The following is an 18,564-nucleotide window of genomic DNA, read 5'->3' on the forward strand; positions in this document are numbered from 1 at the left end:
CTTCTGTGTGCGCCCGACGGCCAATGGCCGTCAGACGACGATGTTCACGAGGCGGCCGGGCACGACGACGATCTTCTTCGCCGGCTTGCCGTCGCTGAACTTCGCGAACGCTTCGTCGGCCACTGCCGCGGCTTCGATCGCGTCGCGGCTCGCGTCCTTCGCGACCTTCAGCGCGCCTCGCACCTTGCCGTTCACCTGCAGCACGAGTTCGATCTCGGCCTGCTCGAGCGCGGCCTCGTCGACCTTCGGCCACGGTGCGTCGAGCAGCGGGCCGAATTCGTCCGCGTAGCCGAGCGCCTTCCACAGCTCGAACGTGACGTGCGGCACGACAGGGTACAGCACGCGCAGCAGCACGCCGTACGTCTCGCGCAGCACGGCGGGCGTCGCGCCCTTCGCGCCGTCGATCGCGTTCAGCATCTTCATCGCGGCCGACACGACCGTGTTGTACTGCAGGCGCTGGTAGTCGAAATCGGCCTGCTTCAGCACGCTGTAGATTTCGCGGCGCAGCGCCTTGTCGGCGTCGCCGAGCGCGGCCGCGTCGAAGCCCGCGCGCGCGGCGAGCGCCTCGCGGTTCGTCGCGCCGAAGCTCCACACGCGGCGCAGGAAGCGGCTCGCGCCTTCGACGCCCGCGCCCGACCACTCGAGCTGCTGCTCGGGCGGCGCCGCGAACATCGTGAACAGGCGCGCGGTATCGGCGCCGTACTGGTCGATCAGCACCTGCGGATCGACGCCGTTGTTCTTCGACTTCGACATCTTCTCGATGCCGCCGAGCACGACCGGCTGGCCGTCCGTGTTCAGCGTCGCGCCGACCGGGCGGCCCTTGTCGTCGTGCGTGACCGTCACGTCGGCCGGGTTGTACCAGGTCTTCTTGCCGGAGGCGTCTTCGCGGTAGAACGTCTCGTTCAGCACCATCCCCTGCGTGAGCAGGTTCTTCGCCGGCTCGCCGAACTTCACGAGGCCGAGGTCACGCATCACCTTGGTCCAGAAGCGCGAATACAGCAGGTGCAGGATCGCGTGCTCGATGCCGCCGATGTATTGATCCATCGGCATCCAGTAATCGGTGCGCGCGTCGACCATCGTGTCGGCGTCCGGCGCCGTGTAGCGCGAGAAGTACCACGACGAATCGACGAAGGTATCCATCGTGTCGGTCTCGCGCTTCGCGGCCGCGCCGCACTTCGGGCACGAGCAGTTCAGGAACGCTTCCGACTTCGCGAGCGGGTTGCCCGAGCCGTCCGGCACGAGGTCTTCCGGCAGCACGACCGGCAGGTCCTGCTCCGGCACCGGCACGTCGCCGCACGACGGGCAGTGGATGATCGGGATCGGCGTGCCCCAGTAGCGCTGGCGCGACACGCCCCAGTCGCGCAGGCGCCACGTGACCTGCTTGTCGCCGTAGCCGCCGGCCTTCAGGTCGGCCGCGACCGCGTCGACCGCATCCGCATAACGCAGGCCGTCGTACTTGCCGCTGTTCACGCAGACCGCGGTTTCCTTGTCGCCGTACCATTCCTGCCAGGCATCCAGCGAGTACGTCTGCCCTTCGCTCGCAATCACCTGCTTGATCGGCAGGCCGTACTTCTTCGCGAACGCGAAATCGCGCTCGTCGTGGCCCGGCACGCCCATCACCGCGCCTTCGCCATAGCTCATCAGCACGTAGTTGCCGATCCAGACCTCGACCGGCTCACCCGTGAGCGGGTGCGACACCGAGAAGCCCGTCGCGACGCCCTTCTTCTCCATCGTCGCGACATCGGCCTCGGCCACGCCGCCGCGCTTGCATTCGTCGATGAACGCCTGCAGTTCCGGCTTGCCCTGCGCGAGGCGCGTGGCAAGCGGGTGCTCGGCCGCGACCGCGCAGAACGTGACGCCCATGATCGTGTCGGCACGCGTCGTGAACACGCGCAGGAGTGCCTTCTCGCCGTCGAGTTCGTACGGGAAGCCGAAGTTCACGCCGAAGCTCTTGCCGATCCAGTTCTGCTGCATGATCTTCACGCGCTCGGGCCAGCCGAGGCCGTCGAGATCGTTCAGCAGTTCATCGGCGTACTGCGTGATCCGCAGGTAGTACATCGGGATCTCGCGCTTCTCGACGAGCGCGCCCGAGCGCCAGCCGCGGCCGTCGATCACCTGCTCGTTCGCGAGCACGGTCTGGTCGACCGGGTCCCAGTTCACGGTGCCCGTCTTCTTGTACGCGATGCCCTTCTCGAGCATTTTCAGGAACAGCCACTGGTTCCACTTGTAGTAGTCGGGCTTGCACGTCGCGATTTCGCGCGACCAGTCGATCGCGAGGCCCATCGACTGCATCTGGCCCTTCATGTAGTCGATGTTGTCGTAGGTCCACTTCGCGGGCGGCACGCCGTTCGCCATCGCGGCGTTCTCGGCAGGCATCCCGAACGCGTCCCAGCCCATCGGCATCAGCGTGTTGTAGCCGTTCATCCGCAGATAGCGGTACATCACGTCGTTGATCGTGTAGTTGCGCACGTGACCCATGTGCAGCTTGCCGGACGGATACGGCAGCATCGACACGCAGTAGAACTTCGGCTTCTGCGAATCTTCCCTCGTCTTGTAGGCATCGGCTGCGCGCCAGTCGCCCTGGGCGGCGGCTTCGACGTCGGCGGGTACGTATCTCTCGTGCATGGTGTGGTTCGGACTAGGCTTTAAGCAGCGCGCCACGAGGCGGGCACGCGGAAGTGGACGAAATCGGGCAGCCCGGCGGCGGGAGCAGGCTCACGGTTCTCGAGCCTGCATCATGGTTCCGGATATTCGCCGGGTAACCCGGAAGGTCTCCAGGTTACCCGGCGAAACCCTGCCAACCGGGCGGAAACGATGATTATACCGTCCGTGGCGGGCGGTACGGCCGGGTGTCGCGGGCTGCGGCGCATTCTTGCCTGCATCGGGCTCGCAGGCAGCCGGCAGGTCAGGGTTTCGCGCCCGCGGCGGCAGGCGCAGCGCCCGCCGGCGGCACGTCGGTGACGAAGCCGATTCGCGTGAGGCCCGCGGCCTGCGCGGCGCCCATCACCTGCGCGATTACGTCGTAGCGGGTCGCGCGCGACGCGCGCAGCCGCAGCTCGGGCGGCGCGGCGCCCGCGGCGGCGGCCTGAAAGCGCGCGGGCAGCGCGTCGAGTGCGACGGGTGTGTCGTCCCAGTACAGCTTGCCGGCGTCGTCGATCGACAGCGTGACCGATTGCGGCGTATCGCGCGCGACACCGGCCGCGACCTTCGGCAGGTCGAGCCGGATCGCGTGCGTCATCAGCGGCGCGGTGATGATGAAGATGACGAGCAGCACGAGCATCACGTCGATCAGCGGCGTCATGTTGATCTCCGCCATCGGCGCGGACGTCTTGTGGTGCTCCAGTCCGCCGAATGCCATGGTCGCTCCTCCCGGCTGCGCGTCAGGCGCCCTGCGCGCACACGAATACGTGCAGGTCGCGCGCGAAGCCGTCGAGTTCCTCGGCGAGTTGGCGCACAAGCCGCCCGAGGATGTTGTAGGCAAGCACCGCGGGAATCGCGACGACGAGCCCGAACGCAGTCATGATCAGCGCCTCGCCGACCGGCCCCGCGACGTTCTCGATCTGCGCCTGTCCGCTCGCGGCGATGCTGCCGAGCGCGTGATAGATGCCCCACACGGTGCCGAGCAGCCCGACGAACGGCGCGGTGCTGCCGATTGACGCGAGCAGCACCTGACCGAACTCGAGACGCCGCTGCGAGCGCAGCATCGCGTGACGCAGCGCGCGCAGCACGCGTTCGCTGCGCTCGACGCGCGCGGCCAGCGCGGCCGGATCGTGCTCGTCGGCCGCGTCGCGCGCGGCTTCGGCGAGCGGCACGAACACGCGCTCGCGATCGGCGCCGGCGAGCGCGTCGATGCCCGCGTCGAGCGACGCCGCACGCCAGAACGCGGCGAGCGCGCGCGGCCCCTGCCGCTTCGCGCGGACCAGCAGCCAGGCCTTCATGAGGAGAAAGCACCAGCTGGCGACGGACATCGCCAGCAGCACATAGGCGACGGCGTGCGTGATCGCATCGCCGCTTTCGAGGTAGTGGACAACGCCGGTGGGAATCGCCATCGGAGTTTCCCCGTGAGGGTCAGCGCAGGCCGAGCACGTCCTGCATGTCGAACAGGCCGGCGTCGTGCGCCGACAGGAAGCGGACCGCACGCAGCGCGCCCTGCGCGTACGACACGCGGCTCGACGACTTGTGCGTGATCTCGATCCGTTCGCCGATCCCGGCGAACAGCACGGTGTGATCGCCGACGATGTCGCCGCCGCGCACGGCCGCAAAGCCGATCGTCGACGGATCGCGTTCGCCCGTCACGCCCTGGCGGCCGTATACCGCGCAGTCCTCCAGCGAGCGCCCGAGCGCGCCGGCCACCGCTTCGCCCATCATCAGCGCGGTGCCCGACGGCGCGTCGACCTTGTGACGATGGTGCGCCTCGATGATCTCGATGTCGTAGCCGTGCGAGAAATGCTTCGCCGCGAATTCGAGCAGCTTCAGCGTGACGTTCACGCCGACGCTCATGTTCGCCGCGAACACGATGCCGATCCGGGCCGCGGCGGCCTGCAGCTCGGCCTTCTGCTCGGCGGTGAAGCCGGTCGTGCCGATCACGAGCTTCACGTCGTGGCGCAGCGCGGCCGCGACGTGCGCGATCGTGCCTTCCGGCCGCGTGAAATCGATCAGGTAGTCGGCCTGCGCGAACACGGCATCGAGGTCGTCGGTCAGCTTGACTCCGGTTTCCTTGCCGAGGAACGCGCCCGCGTCCTGGCCGAGGAACGGCGAACCGGCGCGGTCGAGCGCGCCGACGAGCTGCGCGTCGGAATCGTTGAGAACGGCTTCGATCAGCATCCGGCCCATACGGCCCGATGCACCGGCAATCGCAATCTTCATGGCTTTCTACACGACAGGTCTAAAGGCAGGCGGCGCATGCCGCCCTGTTTCCGCACGCCGGACGCTTACTGGGCCGGCGCGGTGAGCGGCTGGTTCTGCAGGTTGTCGGAGCCTTGCGGGCCGACCGGCGGCGCCGCTTCGTTCGACGCGTTCGGCTGCGGCGGGCGATGGAACTGGAACTGCGGCTGGATCGCCGGCGCGGCGCCCGGCGGCTGGCCGCCCGGCACCGGCGCGCCGCCCGAAGCCTGCGCGGACGGCGTGAAGCGGCGGCTGGCCGAGCCCTGCCCCGATACCTGGTTGGTCGCGCGGTTCGCCGCGCGCGCCGCCTGGGCGTTCGCATCCTGGTCGACCACCGCACCGGACGCCAGCCCGGTGGACGGGCTCGCGGCCTCGGCAGCCTGCGCGGCGCTCGCGGCGGCAGCCGCCTCGGCCGCCCGCTTCGCCTCGGCCGCGGCCTTCGCCTTCTTGCCGCCGCGGTCGCCGTCGATATCGGCCAGCAGGTCGAGCTCGGAAGGCAGGTTGTCGGCGCCGGTCCAGCTCGCGAGGCGATCGCTCGCGAACGTCAGCACGAGATCGCGCTGCTGGACGACGGACGTCGAGCCGCGCTTGAAGTAAAAGAGGTAATCCCAGCGGTCGGCATGGAACATGTCGGCCAGCAGCGGCGTGCCGAGCAGCGCGCGGACCTGCTCGCGCGTCATGCCGGCCTGCAGCTGCGCGGCCTTCTCCTGCGACACGAAGTTGCCCTGCACGACGGTGATCCGATAGGGCGTGATGCTCTGCGCGATACGCTGCGTCACGCTGTCGTACGACGAACAACCAGCCAGCGCGGCAACGGCGGCGGCAGCGATGATGGCACTCCGCATGCGACTCCTCTGAAAGTGCGAAAGAGATTCCGGGAACATTTCCGTCACCGTGCAGGCCCGCGTCGCGAGCCGCGCGTGTTTCTGGAACGGCGAAAAGCCGGTAACATGAAGCCCTGCATTGTACTCTAGGGATGCCTAGCCATGACCAATCCGACGGATCTCAAGAATATCGGGCTAAAGGCCACCCTACCGCGCCTCAAGATTCTCGAGATCTTCCAGCAAAGCCCGGTGCGTCACCTGACTGCCGAAGACGTCTACCGCAACCTGCTCAACGAGCAGCTCGACATCGGGCTCGCCACCGTTTACCGCGTGCTGACGCAGTTCGAGCAGGCCGGCCTGCTCACGCGCAGCAACTTCGAATCCGGCAAGGCCGTGTTCGAATTGAATGAAGGTTCGCACCACGATCACCTCGTCTGCCTCGATTGCGGCCGCGTCGAGGAGTTCTTCGATGCCGAGATCGAAAGCCGCCAGCAGGCCATCGCGAAGGAACGCGGCTTCCGGCTCCAGGAACACTCGCTCGCGATGTACGGTTCGTGCACGACGGAGAACTGCCCGCACCGCAAGCACTGATCGAACCCTTCGCACCCCATGCGACGGCCCGGCCGGCATCCCGCCGCCCGGGCCGTGTTGTTTTCGGCGCCGGAATGAAAAACGGCCCGCGGGTGGCCTGCGGGCCGGGTCGGAACGATGTTTTCAATCGAGCGTGCGGCGGCGGGCCGTGCAGCCGCCGCGCGATCGTCGACGCCCGAGATTGACGCCTGACGATCAACGCCCGATGCCGCCCTTCGCCGTGCGTCAGGTCGCGCTCGCGCAGGCCGGCTCGAACTCCAGCGCCCATGCGTCGTCGAGCGGAATCTCGTCGCAGTTCGGCTGCGGGCCGCCGCGGTCGACGATCACGAAGTCGCTCACCGCATCGAGCGCGAGCAGCGGATGGTGCCAGACGCCCTTCGCGTAATTCACGCCTTGCCAGCCTTCGGCGAGGAACGCGCGCATCGCGTCGGGCCGGAACTCGCCGGCCGGCGCGACGACGATCGCGTAGCGCGACACAGCCGCGAGCGGGATGAACGCCTGGCTGCCGTGCGGATGGCGCTCCATCAGCGTGATCGCGACCGGCAGCGCGCGCGGCTGCGCGCGAAACACGCTGACGAGCGGCCGGCCGCCGTCCGCGCAGACGTCGATCGTCGCGAGATCGTGAAAGCGCTCGGTCGTGCCGCCGTTGATCGGGAAATGCCGCGCGCCTTCGAGCGCGATCACGTCGCCGAACGGCGCGAACGCTTCGCGGGTCAGGCGCTCGACGCGCAGGATATGGGGTCCGCTCATGCCGTTGCCCTCCTTCAAGCCGGCTCGCCCCACAGACGCAGGCGCGACACGCCGCCGTCCGGGAAGATGTTGAAGCGCACGTGCGTGACGGGGCCGAGTGCCGCGAGCTGGTCGAACGTATGCACGTGGTCCATCTGCAGCTTCTGCTCGCCGAGCAGTTCGGCCCAGAACATCGCCTGCGTGACGAGCGAGTCGTCGGTGCCGCCCGCGACCCGCGCGGCCTGCAGCGAACAGCGGTCGGGAAAGTTGCCCTTGAAGAATGCCGTATCGACCTCGACGCGCCGGATGATGCCCGGCCGCGCCAGCGCGACGATCGCCCAGTCGTTGCCGGGCTCGCGGCGGCGCCGCGTTTCCCAGCCGTCGCCCATGTTCGCGCCGCGCCCCGGCATCAGCATCTGCGAGGCTGGGCCGAAGTGCTGGTTGTTCGCGGCCACCAGGTAGCCGCCGTTCTCGATCGCCCCGAGATCGACGAGCTCGCCCGCCGGCACGTGGCGCCAGTCGCGCTGCGGCTGGCCGTACACGCGCAGGCGCGCGAGGCCGCCGTCCGGATACAGGTTCACGCGCAGGTGCGTGACCGGTTGCGCGTCATCGACGCCGACATAGTGATGCGAATTGCCCTGCAGCGTCGTCGCGGGCACGAGCGTACGCCATTCGGCGTCGTCCGGCGGCGTGTCGCCGTCCACCGCGCATGCGTCGATCGACGCAGCCGGCGGGAAGTTGCCGGTGAAGTGGCTCGTATCGAGATCGACGCCGTAGATCACGCCCGGCCGCGCGAGCCGGACCACGCAGAAGTCGTGGCCGGTGGTGCGCTTGCGGCGCGTTTCCCAGCCGTCCATCCACTTGCCGTGATCGTCGTACTTGCCGGGGATGAAGACGGCCGGCTCGGGATTGAGCATGCGCTCCTTCGGCGCGAAGAATTCGTCGCTCGCGAAGAGCGCCTGCGCGCCCAGGCGCGGATCGGCGAGGTTCATGTAGCGCCGCGTGAAGGCCGGCGCGTTCGGATCGAGGATGGGGGCTGCCATGTCGTCTCCACTATTTTTCGAAATGGGCAGGCGCGTCGTGGCGCCGGCCGCGGGAAATGCGATCGCGCGCAGCGGCCAGGGAAAGCCGCTGCGCGCGCGTGATGCTCAGAGCGCGTGAGCCTGGTCGCCGGCGACCGGTGCGCTGCTGCCCTGCGCGTCGACCGCCACGTAGCGCAGCTCGCGGTTCAGCACGCGCGTCGCGCGGGCCCGGTCGATGTCGTTCTCCCACACCGCGACGACCACCGTCGCGACGCAGTTGCCGATCAGGTTGGTGAGCGCGCGGGCGATGCCGACGAACCAGTCGACCGGCAGGATCAGCACGAGGCCGAGCACCGGAATCGCGGGAATCGCCGACAGCGTCGCCGCGAGAATCACGATCGCCGAGCCCGGAATCCCGTGCGCGCCCTTCGACGTGACGAGCGACACGAGCAGCACGACGATCAGGTCATGCGTGGACAGCGGCGTGTTGGTGGCCTGCGCGATGAACAGCACGGCGAGCGTCAGGTAGATCGAGAAGCCGTCGAGGTTGAACGAATAGCCGGTCGGGATCACGAGGCCGACCGTCGAATCCTTGATGCCCATGTATTCGAGCTTGCTCATCACCTGCGGCAGCACCGCGTCCGACGATGCCGTGCCGAGCACGATCGACAGCTCCTCGCGCAGGTAGCGGATCAGCTTGAACACCGAGAAGCCCGCGAGACGCATCACCACGCCGAGCACGACCGTGACGAACACGATGCAGCTCAGGTAGAACACCGCGACGAGGTAGCCGAGCTGCTTGAGCGACGAGACGCCGTACTTGCCGGTCGTGAACGCGATCGCACCGAGCACGCCGAGCGGCGCGAGCTTGATGATGAAGCCGATGATGCGGAAGAACACGTGCGACAGTTCCTCGATCAGGCTGTTCACGCGCTGCGCCTTGTCGCCGAGCAGCGACAGCGCGGAGCCGAACAGCACCGCGAACACGAGGATCTGCAGGATGTCGCCCTTCGCGAACGCGTCGATCGCGGTCTCGGGGATGATCTTCATCAGGTAGCCGGCCGTGTCCTTCAGGCTTTCGGCGTTCTTCGCGTACGACGAGAGCGACGCTGCATCGAGCGAGCGCAGGTCGATGTTCATCCCGACGCCCGGGCGCGTGAGCCATGCGAGTACGAGCCCGATGCCGAGCGCGAGCGTGGTCATCACCTCGAAGTAGATGACGGCCTTCAGGCCGACCCGGCCGACCTTCTTCAGGTCGCCCGCATTGGCCATCCCGCTCACCACGACGCAGAACACGATCGGGCCAATGACCATCTTGATGAGCTTCAGGAAGCCGTCGCCGAGCGGTCGCAGCGACTCGGCGAAATGCGGGAAGAACGCGCCGAGCGCGACCCCCAGTATCAATGCGACGACTACCCGGCCAAACAGCGAATTGAGGAATTTCGACACGGCGCTCTCCCGATCCAACGGTTGCAGTTTCGTCTGTTCATACTGGTAAGACCAGTGATGTTATGGTGGATAGTAGGAAGCCGATATAGTGGCGTCAAGGACGATCAAAATAGGGATTTCCCGCCCCCCTCGCCCCGAATTTCCGACGCACCAAACGGGGGCCGATCGTGGCTTACCCGTAGGGCGCCGATGCACCGCACGCGTGCGGATTACAATGCCGGTCAGACCGGCCAAACGCTCACATCATGAAAAACGTTCCGCACACCGTGACCGACGCCGCCATCGCGACGATCCGCGACCGGATCGAGGCAGGCGTCTATCCGGTCGGCAGCCTGCTGCCGGCCCAGCGCCAGCTCTCCGAGGAGCTGGAGATCAGCCGTGCGTCGCTGCGCGAGGCGCTCTCCACGCTCGAGGCGCTCGGGATGCTGCGCATCCGCGCCGGCAAGGGCGTCTATGTCGAAAGCGCGCAGGCGAGCGCCGCCCATCCATGGCAGTTCGCCGAACAGTCGTCGCCGCCCGACACGTACCAGATGCGCTATGCGCTCGAAGGGTTCGCCGCGCGCATGGCCGCGCACGTCGTCAGCGACGACGACATCGCATGGTTCGAGGACAACCTCGCCGACCTGCACGTCGCGCTCACCGACAGCGAGCTGGACGAAGCGTCGCGGCTCGACTTCGACTTCCACATGCGGATCATCCATCTCGCCGGCAACGCGGCGATCGAGTCGGTGCTGCGCAGCAGCGCGGACATCATGAAGGAAAGCCAGCGCATGCCGTTCTACCGGCGCGAGCTGCTGCTGTCGACGTGGCACGAGCACCGCGCGATCCTCGACGCGCTGATCGCCCGCGATGCGGCCGCGGCCGGCCTCGCGATCGAGACGCACATCGCGAATGCCGCGCAGCGCGCGGGCATCTTCTTTCCGACGCCGTCCGCCGGCACCGTCGCGGCCCTTCCCGCGAAATAAAAAAGCCCGGCCGGAAAAACCGGGCCGGGCTCGTTCGCCGCGCAGGCCGCCATGCGGCGGTCACGCAACGTGCGGGATTACTTCGCGTTCGCGAATGCGACTGCCGTATCCAGCATGCGGTTCGAGAAACCCCACTCGTTGTCGTACCAGCTCGACACCTTGACGAGGCGGCCCGACACCTTGGTCAGCGTTGCGTCGAACGTCGACGAAGCCGGGTTGTGGTTGAAGTCGATCGAGACCAGCGGCGCGTCGTTGTAGCCGAGGATGCCCTTCAGCGAGCCTTCCGATGCTTCCTTCATGATCGCGTTGACTTCCTCGACCGTCGTGTCGCGCTTCGCGATGAACGACAGGTCGACGATCGACACGTTGATCGTCGGGACGCGGATCGCGTAGCCGTCGAGCTTGCCGTTCAGTTCCGGCAGCACGAGGCCGACGGCCGACGCAGCGCCCGTCTTCGTCGGGATCTGGCTGTGGGTGGCCGAACGCGCGCGACGCAGGTCTTCGTGATAGACGTCCGTCAGCACCTGGTCGTTCGTGTAAGCGTGGATCGTCGTCATCAGGCCGGTTTCGAGGCCGATGCGGTCGTTCAGCGGCTTGACGAGCGGCGCGAGGCAGTTCGTCGTGCACGATGCGTTCGAGATGACGGTGTGCTCGGCCTTCAGCACGTCATGGTTCACGCCGTAGACGATCGTTGCGTCGACGTCCTTGCCGCCCGGCGCCGAGATGATCACCTTCTTCGCGCCGCCCTTCAGGTGCGCGCTCGCCTTTTCCTTCGTCGTGAAGAAGCCCGTGCATTCCATCACGACGTCGACGCCGAGCTCGCCCCACGGCAGTTCTGCCGGGTTGCGGTTGGCCAGCACGCGGATCTTGTCGCCGTTCACGACGAGGTAGTCACCGTCGACCGACACGTCGCCCGGGAACTTGCCGTGCGCGGTGTCGTACTGGGTCAGGTGCGCGTTGGTCTTCGCGTCGCCCAGGTCGTTGATCGCGACGATCTCGAGATCGTGCTTCTTGCCGTTTTCATAAAACGCGCGCAGCGTGTTGCGGCCGATGCGGCCGTAGCCGTTGATTGCGACGCGGATCGTCATGGTCTATCTCCTGATGGCTGAAAAAAATTAGTTACGTGCAGCTTCACGGTGCGACGCGCGCGAGGGGTGGCGCGCGTCGCGTATGCTTTCAGGCCAGCACGGCCTTCGCGGTCTCGACGACGTGCTCGACGGTGAAACCGAAGTACTTGAACAGCACGCCGGCCGGTGCCGATTCGCCGAACGTGTCGATCCCGACGACGCCGCCTTCGAGGCCGACGTACTTGTGCCAGAAGCTCGTCACGCCCGCTTCGATCGCGACGCGGCGCACGCCGTGCGGCAGCACGCGCTCACGGTATTCGGCGTCCTGGCGATCGAACACGTTGGTCGACGGCATCGACACGACGCGGGCCGCGATGCCCTGCTGCGCGAGGGGCTCGACGGCCTTCATCGCGAGCTCGACTTCCGAGCCCGTCGCGATCAGGATGATCTTGCGCGCGACGATCTCTTCGTCCCAGTCCTTCAGCACGTAGCCGCCCTTCTCGATGTTCGCGATCTGCGCATCGGTACGCGGGTTGAACGCGAGGTTCTGGCGGCTGAAGATCAGGCTCGACGGACGGTCGGCAGCGACCGCGTGGGTCCATGCGACGGCCGTCTCGACCGTGTCGGCCGGACGCCACACGTCGTGGTTCGGGATCAGGCGCAGGCTCGACACGTGCTCGACGGACTGGTGCGTCGGACCGTCTTCGCCGAGGCCGATCGAATCGTGCGTGAACACGAAGATCGACGGGACCTTCATCAGCGCCGCGACGCGCAGCGCGTTGCGGCTGTAGTCGGAGAACGTCAGGAACGTGCCGCCGAACGGCTTGTGGCCGCCGTGCAGCGCGAGGCCGTTGATCGCGGCGCTCATGCCGAATTCGCGCACGCCGTAGTTGATGTGGTTGCCGAGCAGCACGCCCGCGCCTTCCGGATTCGCGCGCACCGCCTTCGATGCCTTCCAGTTGGTCAGGTTCGAGCCGGTCAGGTCGGCCGAGCCGCCGAGCAGTTCCGGCAGTGCGGCGGCGAGCCCTTCGATGGCCTGCTGCGAAGCCTTGCGGGTCGCGACCGTCTCGGCGCGCTCGTTCGCGCCGGCGATGATCGCCGCGGCCTTCTCGGCCCAGTCGGCCGGCAGCTTGTTGGCCATCCGGCGCTCGAATTCAGCGGCTTCCGCGGGGAATTTCTCGCGATATTGCGCGAACGTCGCGTCCCATTCGGTCTCGGCACGCTTGCCGGCTTCCTTCGCGTCCCAGGCCGCATAGACTTCCTGCGGAATCACGAACGGCTCCCACTTCCAGCCGAGCGCTTCGCGCGTCTTCGCGATTTCTTCCGCGCCGAGCGCCGCGCCGTGCACGTCGTGGCCGCCGGCCTTGGTCGCCGCGCCCTTGCCGATCACCGTCTTGCAGCAGATCATCGTCGGCTTGTCCGACAGCTTAGCCTTCGCGATGGCCGCGTCGACCGCGTCGACGTCGTGGCCGTTCACGTTCGGGATCACGTTCCAGCCGTATGCCTCGAAGCGCTTCGGCGTGTCGTCGTGGAACCAGTTGACGACGTCGCCGTCGATCGAGATGCCGTTGTCGTCGTACAGTGCGATCAGCTTGTTCAGCTTCAGCGTGCCCGCGAGCGAGCAGGCTTCGTGCGAGATGCCTTCCATCAGGCAGCCGTCGCCGAGGAACACGTACGTGTGGTGATCGACGATCTTCGCGCCGTCACGGTTGAACTCGTCGGCCATCAGCGCTTCGCCGAGCGCCATGCCGACCGCGTTCGCCAGACCCTGGCCGAGCGGGCCGGTGGTCGTCTCGACGCCCGGCGTGATGCCGTATTCCGGGTGGCCCGGCGTCTTCGAGTGCAGCTGGCGGAAGTTCTTCAGCTCTTCGATCGGCAGGTCGTAGCCGGTCAGGTGCAGCAGCGAGTAGAGCAGCATCGAGCCATGGCCGTTCGACAGCACGAACCGGTCGCGGTCTGCCCAGTGCGGGTTCGTCGGGTTGTGCTTCAGGTGGCGCGACCAGAGCGCAACGCCGATTTCGGCCATGCCCATCGGCATGCCGGGGTGGCCGGAGTTCGCTTGCTGGACGGCGTCCATCGCGAGCGCACGGATCGCGTTGGCCATCAGAGTGGTAGAGGCGGGAGACGAAGTCGTCATGTCGAGTCCGGAGAACGAGTCGAGGAAACGGGGGCACGGCGGCATCCGGAAGCTCGAGCGTCAATCGTTCCCCGGCGCGCGGTGCGGCGCCTGACGGACGCGAAGCGGACGGAGCCTACGGACGGGGCTGCAAAGCTCGTCATTTTAACAGATGGGCTGACATTTCCCTTGTCGATGCGCGGTGTTCCGGCACGCTTTTCCGCACGAGCGCGCGCCTCCTATAATTCAGACGTCAGAACTGCCCGCCCCGAGCCGCCCGCCCGTGAGCACGACCCTTCTCTTCCATCCCACGCCCAACGCCGCCTACGGATTCCCGAACGCACGCCGGCTCGCGCACGTCGCGTCGCCGCACCAGCGCATCGAAGTCTGGGAAACGCCGCAGCTCGGCCGCCTGTTTACGCTGGACGGCCGGCCGATGACGTCGGTCGGCGACGAATTCGTGTATCACGAGTGCATGACGCACCCGGCCGCACTCGCGCATCCGTGCCCGAAGAAGGCGCTCGTGCTCGGCGGCGGCGACGGCGGCGCCGCGCGCCAGTTGCTCAAGCACGCGTGCATCGAGCGGGTCGTCGTCGCTGAGCTCGACGACGAAGTGGTCGGCATGGCGCGCCGCTATCTCGACGACGTGCACCAGGGCGCACTCGACGACCCGCGCGTCGAGGTCGTGATCGGCGACGCCGCGCATTTCGTCACGTCGACCATCGAGCATTTCGATCTCGTCGTGTTCGACCTCACGCCGCCCGATTCGCCCGCGGCCGGCCTCTATACGCGCGAGTTCTACGCGCAACTCAAGCGGATCCTCACGCCGTGCGGCGCGATCTCGATGCACCTCGGCTCGCCGGAGTTCCACGCGGCGCGCATCGCCGCGCTGCTCGACGACCTGCGTGCGAGCTTCGCGGTCGTCGATCCGCTGTCCGCGCATGTGCCGCTGTACGGCTCCCAATGGCTGATGGCGATCGCGAGCGATACGCTCGATGCGGCCGCGCTGTTCGCGCACGACGTCGACGAACGCCTCGCCGAACGCCACGTGCAGGGATTGCGCTACTACGATGCGCGACTTCATGCGGCCCTCTTTGCCCTGCCGTGCGCGCTGCGCGATACACTGGGCGCTCGCCGCTGAGCTGACAGGCGAACGCATCGTTCTGCAGGCAGGTCGCGCGTTCTCCCGCGCTCGGCCTGCGACGCTCAGGCCCGAAACGACTCCGGGGGCCCGCCCAAATGTCCGCGACATGGGGCGAGACCGGCCGCCAATACCCGTTGGACCGCAAAGCATGGGACGGCGTAGCCGCTCGAGCGCCAACACTGTTCGACAGGAGATTTTCATGACCGATCCACGTCCGGCCAACGTGCCTTGGTTGACACCCTATCTGGCCGTGCGCAATGCGCAGGCGGCCATCGAATTCTTCCAGGCCGCATTCGGCTTCGAGCTGCGCGACGTCCACGATGAAGACGGCGCGATCATGCACGTCGAGATGACCTACCGCGGGCAGTTGATCGTGATGTTCGCGCCCGAAGGCGCGTTCGGCTCGACCGCGCTCACGCCGAAGAGTGCGGACGCAACCGCCCCGCAAGCGTTCTATCTGTATGTCGACGACGTCGACACGACCTGGCAGCGCGCGCTCGACGCGGGCGCGAAGTCGCTGACCGCGCCGCAGGACCAGTTCTGGGGCGACCGCTTCGCGCAGATCGAGGATCTCAACGGCTACCGGTGGGCGCTCGGTTGCCGCCTGAGCGCATGAACGGAGCCGCGCCCAACATGAGTGAAGCCACCACCACCGCGGCCGTGCCGCGCTTTTTCGTCGAAGCGGCGCTGCGCGCCGATGCGACGCTCACGCTGCCGGCCGATGTCGCGCGTCACGCGCAGGTGCTGCGGCTGCAGCCCGGCGACACGCTCGCGCTGTTCGACGGCAGCGGCGGACAGTACCGCGCGCGACTCGTCGAGATCGACAAGCGCAACGCGCTCGCGCAGATCGAGGCGTTCGACCCGGCCGAGGCCGAGCCGCCCTATCGCGTGACGCTCGCGCAGGGCATCGCCGGCGGCGACAAGATGGACTGGGTCATCGAGAAAGCCGTCGAGCTCGGCGTCGCGGCGGTCATGCCGCTGTCGACCGCGCGCGGCGTCGTGAAACTGTCGGGCGAGCGCGCGGACAAGCGCGTCGCGCACTGGCGCGGCGTCGTGCGCGCGTCGTGCGAACAATGCGGACGCAACCGCGTGCCCGACGTCGCGCCGGTACGCGGCTTCGGCGCGTGGCTCGACACGCTGCCGGCCGCGCCGGCCGACGGCGAACTGCGGTTGCTGCTGTCGCCGCGCGCGAGCATCCCGTTCGCGTCGCTGCCCGACGCGCCGCCCGCGGCAGCCGTCACGCTGCTGATCGGGCCGGAAGGCGGACTGTCGCCGGACGAGGAAAACGCGGCCCGCGCGCACGGGTTCACCGCGTTGTCGCTCGGGCCCCGCGTGCTGCGCACCGAGACGGCCGGTGCGGCCGTGCTCGCCGCGCTCGCGGCACGCTGGGGGGGGTGGTGACGAGCGGGCCGTGCCGGGCCCCGACGCGGCACGGCGCTTCCCGATCCGCCCATCGCCGCGCCGCGGCCGCGCTACGCGGCCGGCGCCCCCGCGGGCATGCTGCCGCTTATCGCGACTTGTCGCTCGGCGCCCCGTCCGGCAGCGCGTCGGACAACGCCTCGAGCACCGGCGTCAGCACGTCTTGCGGGCTGCCGGTCGCCCAGCCGCCCTCCAGGCTGTAAAGGTCGATCTTGCCCGTCACGGCGTGCGTCACCGGGGCCTCATCCAGGACCTGCGCCATGCCCGAGAAAATCGCCTTGAACGCGGCAATCCGTGCCGCGTCGTTGTTCAGGCGACCATTACCGAGCTTCGCCTGCAGCGCCCGCCCGCCGGGCCCCGGGTCCGCGACGCGACACGCGAATTCGACCGTCGCGATCGTCTGGCCCTCGATGGACGAGTTCGGTCGCTGCGACGATCCGGTCGCCTTGCACGCCGAGCGATTGAGCGCGCGCTGATACGCGGCGGCCATGCTCTCGACCGACGGACGCAACGCGGCACTCATCTTCGGCGGCATCGGCGCCAGCAAGCCGTCGGCCATATCCTTGCTCATCGACTCGCCGAGCGTCGACAGAACGCCGACGTCGAGCGCATCCTTGCCGTCGTAACTCTTGCGTACCGCGTCGTTGAATGCGCGGGCCTTCGACACGTCGCCGTTGACGAATGCGCCGATATAGAGATCGACGGTCTGCTCGGCGGTCAGCGGCGCGGCATGCGCGGCGCCCGCGGCGATCAGCAGCGGCAACGCGGCGACGCGCAGGGAACGGGAAATATTCATGGGGGAAACGGCCCTCTCTCGATGGATTGTTGTACGCGCCCGACGTGACGGCTGCCGCAGCCGGGCCGGCGGGAATTGTCTCGAAAAAAGGGGGCCGGTGAAAGGCCGATGCCGATGCGCAACGCGCCGCACCGGGCCGCCGGCGTCGCGCGGACGCAAAAAAGCCCGCTCGACGCGGGCTTTTCGGCAGATCGACCGCAGGTGCGCGGCCGACGGATACGCGCTTATGCGAACGAATAGAACACGCGGAACGCGACCTTGCGCTCGGCCCAGAACTCGGCGGCTTCGCGGAACACGTCGAGCAGCGTCTCGCGCCCTTCCTTGTCGAATTTCTGCGCGATCGGCAGCCCTTCGAGGACGATCACGAAACCGGGCTGCGCGCCGGCCTTCGCGACGAGGTCGGTCAGGCAGTCGTACAGCGCGTCGTAGTTCTTCCCGAAATGCTTCGGAAACAGGAACGACGTCGCGATCGTCTCCATCACCTCCTGCTTCGACTGCGCTGCGCCGCAATACGCGTACAGGAAATGCTGGCCGAGCCGGCTGGCTTCGTCGGCGAGATCCTGCACGCGGAACGCGCGGATCGACTGCACGAGGTTGGGTCGCACGGTCGTGAAAAGGCTCATAGGCTCCTCGTTCGATGAAAGCCCGGGCTCGGCTTCCTGTTGCTCCGACGCGCCGCCGGCCTGCGCCACCGCGTGTAGTTGCATCACGCGCTGGAACAGATTGCCGTCGCCGGCCGCGAACAGTTCCGCCCCCGCCGTGTCGTGCGCGTAGATGGAGTCGCTCATGCCATTCATCCCGAAGTCATTCAACAATACGTTTAAAACTGTTGTAGTGGTCGTCCGTGTAATAACAGTTGTCGATCCGGCGCAACGGCCCGCCACAGACGATGCGGCGCGCGCCGCGATTGCGTGCGCGCGGCGTCGGCACCGTGTACTCGTGGTAGTAGCCGCGCTTCGCCTTCGGCAGAATCCGCTCGCGGTTGCCGAAGACGACGCCGTCTTTCTCGTACGGATAGGGGCCACCGGCGCCGATCAGGCCAAGCGTGGTCACGCCCTCGCGCGGCAGACGGGCGGTCGGGATCGTATCGACCCCGCCGACGGCCAGGTCGGCCGAAACGGCCTGCCGTGCGTAAGCGGCGGAAACCAGACTGCCCGTCGGTGTACCGACGATACCCATCGCGAACATCGCGAAGACGGACGCCAGCGCGCCGTTGCGGAGCCACTTGCGTGCCATGAACCAGGGTTCCCGCTGTTAAATCAAGTAGTTGACGACCAACCAAAGGCGTTAGCGTAGCGCTATTGTCCTTGCGAATCAATGTTCGTTTGGGAATCGAAAGCCTGGCGCAGCCCGAAATCGCGCATTTCTTACCGAAATAAGACTACATTTATCTTGCATAGGATAAAATATCGGCGGTATCTCTCGCATGGCAAGACCCTGCCTCCTTGCCACGCTCGCTACCCGGAGTGGAGAGATGCTGCTGTTGCTTATAGGAAGCGCGTTTGCGCCCTACCTGACGGCGTGCCCGTGCGGGCACGCCTCTTTTTGCTTTTGTTTA

At 67.4% G+C, this 18,564-nt stretch carries 18 protein-coding genes; 5 read left to right on the top strand and 13 right to left on the bottom strand.

Annotated elements, in window-relative coordinates; all coding sequences use genetic code 11:
- Positions 1-30 precede the first annotated feature (30 nt).
- The 5 genes from leuS to SB771_RS19820 all read right to left on the bottom strand — a co-directional run bounded on the left by leuS (position 31) and on the right by SB771_RS19820 (position 5,729).
- Positions 31-2,625: a leucine--tRNA ligase gene (gene leuS / locus SB771_RS19800; protein WP_175661516.1), complete on the bottom strand. Its 2,595-nt coding sequence runs from the start codon at positions 2,623-2,625 to the stop codon at positions 31-33.
- 280 nt (positions 2,626-2,905) lie between these two features.
- A complete protein-coding gene (locus SB771_RS19805; RefSeq protein ID WP_126227153.1) occupies positions 2,906-3,358 on the bottom strand; it encodes an ExbD/TolR family protein in 453 nt (150 codons plus the stop codon).
- Between the two features lie 22 nt (positions 3,359-3,380).
- Positions 3,381-4,049, bottom strand: coding sequence for a MotA/TolQ/ExbB proton channel family protein (locus tag SB771_RS19810; protein WP_006755943.1), 669 nt, complete (start codon positions 4,047-4,049; stop codon positions 3,381-3,383).
- A 19-nt stretch (positions 4,050-4,068) separates the two neighbouring features.
- Complete coding sequence (gene dapB / locus SB771_RS19815; RefSeq protein ID WP_175661517.1) at positions 4,069-4,866, bottom strand: 4-hydroxy-tetrahydrodipicolinate reductase; 798 nt, start codon at positions 4,864-4,866, stop codon at positions 4,069-4,071.
- Between the two features lie 65 nt (positions 4,867-4,931).
- Positions 4,932-5,729, bottom strand: coding sequence for an outer membrane protein assembly factor BamE (locus tag SB771_RS19820; RefSeq protein ID WP_105834717.1), 798 nt, complete (start codon positions 5,727-5,729; stop codon positions 4,932-4,934).
- A 141-nt stretch (positions 5,730-5,870) separates the two neighbouring features.
- Here SB771_RS19820 and fur point away from each other — a divergent pair, with 141 nt between their 5' ends.
- Positions 5,871-6,299, top strand: a complete 429-nt coding sequence (gene fur, locus SB771_RS19825; protein ID WP_006753314.1) for a ferric iron uptake transcriptional regulator — start codon at positions 5,871-5,873, stop codon at positions 6,297-6,299.
- Between the two features lie 225 nt (positions 6,300-6,524).
- Here the strand turns inward: fur and SB771_RS19830 are convergent, their stop codons facing one another.
- From SB771_RS19830 to SB771_RS19840, 3 genes are all read right to left on the bottom strand, one after another.
- Complete coding sequence (locus SB771_RS19830; protein WP_012363078.1) at positions 6,525-7,049, bottom strand: ureidoglycolate lyase; 525 nt, start codon at positions 7,047-7,049, stop codon at positions 6,525-6,527.
- A gap of 14 nt (positions 7,050-7,063) precedes the next feature.
- A complete protein-coding gene (gene alc / locus SB771_RS19835) occupies positions 7,064-8,071 on the bottom strand; it encodes an allantoicase (protein WP_175661518.1) in 1,008 nt (335 codons plus the stop codon).
- 105 nt (positions 8,072-8,176) lie between these two features.
- Positions 8,177-9,499, bottom strand: coding sequence for a C4-dicarboxylate transporter DctA (locus SB771_RS19840; protein WP_011655952.1), 1,323 nt, complete (start codon positions 9,497-9,499; stop codon positions 8,177-8,179).
- Between the two features lie 245 nt (positions 9,500-9,744).
- Between SB771_RS19840 and SB771_RS19845 the strand changes: the two genes are divergently transcribed.
- Positions 9,745-10,464 (top strand): FadR/GntR family transcriptional regulator, encoded by a 720-nt coding sequence (locus SB771_RS19845; protein ID WP_126227148.1) that lies wholly within the window; start codon positions 9,745-9,747, stop codon positions 10,462-10,464.
- A 77-nt stretch (positions 10,465-10,541) separates the two neighbouring features.
- On the opposite strand, the gene gap is transcribed toward SB771_RS19845, so the two are convergent.
- Both gap and tkt read right to left on the bottom strand, forming a co-directional pair.
- Positions 10,542-11,552 (bottom strand): type I glyceraldehyde-3-phosphate dehydrogenase, encoded by a 1,011-nt coding sequence (gene gap / locus SB771_RS19850; protein WP_175657212.1) that lies wholly within the window; start codon positions 11,550-11,552, stop codon positions 10,542-10,544.
- 88 nt (positions 11,553-11,640) lie between these two features.
- On the bottom strand, positions 11,641-13,713 hold the full coding sequence (gene tkt / locus SB771_RS19855; RefSeq protein ID WP_175661519.1) for a transketolase: 2,073 nt from the start codon (positions 13,711-13,713) through the stop codon (positions 11,641-11,643).
- Positions 13,714-13,930: 217 nt separating this feature from the next.
- Here tkt and speE point away from each other — a divergent pair, with 217 nt between their 5' ends.
- From speE to SB771_RS19870, 3 genes are all read left to right on the top strand, one after another.
- The gene (gene speE / locus SB771_RS19860) at positions 13,931-14,788 is read left to right on the top strand and encodes a polyamine aminopropyltransferase (RefSeq protein ID WP_175661520.1); all 858 of its coding nucleotides are present in this window, start codon (positions 13,931-13,933) and stop codon (positions 14,786-14,788) included.
- A gap of 202 nt (positions 14,789-14,990) precedes the next feature.
- A complete protein-coding gene (locus tag SB771_RS19865) occupies positions 14,991-15,407 on the top strand; it encodes a VOC family protein (RefSeq protein ID WP_175661521.1) in 417 nt (138 codons plus the stop codon).
- A 17-nt stretch (positions 15,408-15,424) separates the two neighbouring features.
- Positions 15,425-16,192, top strand: coding sequence for a 16S rRNA (uracil(1498)-N(3))-methyltransferase (locus SB771_RS19870; protein WP_175661522.1), 768 nt, complete (start codon positions 15,425-15,427; stop codon positions 16,190-16,192).
- Positions 16,193-16,298: 106 nt separating this feature from the next.
- Here the strand turns inward: SB771_RS19870 and SB771_RS19875 are convergent, their stop codons facing one another.
- The 3 genes from SB771_RS19875 to SB771_RS19885 all read right to left on the bottom strand — a co-directional run bounded on the left by SB771_RS19875 (position 16,299) and on the right by SB771_RS19885 (position 18,242).
- A complete protein-coding gene (locus SB771_RS19875; RefSeq protein WP_175661523.1) occupies positions 16,299-17,006 on the bottom strand; it encodes a hypothetical protein in 708 nt (235 codons plus the stop codon).
- 224 nt (positions 17,007-17,230) lie between these two features.
- The gene (locus SB771_RS19880) at positions 17,231-17,794 is read right to left on the bottom strand and encodes a barstar family protein (RefSeq protein ID WP_006753300.1); all 564 of its coding nucleotides are present in this window, start codon (positions 17,792-17,794) and stop codon (positions 17,231-17,233) included.
- A 16-nt stretch (positions 17,795-17,810) separates the two neighbouring features.
- A complete protein-coding gene (locus SB771_RS19885; RefSeq protein ID WP_006753299.1) occupies positions 17,811-18,242 on the bottom strand; it encodes a ribonuclease in 432 nt (143 codons plus the stop codon).
- Positions 18,243-18,564: the final 322 nt, after the last annotated feature.

Origin of the sequence: Burkholderia sp. SIMBA_051, from assembly GCF_046534915.1 — a bacterium.
GTDB lineage: Bacteria > Pseudomonadota > Gammaproteobacteria > Burkholderiales > Burkholderiaceae > Burkholderia > Burkholderia ambifaria.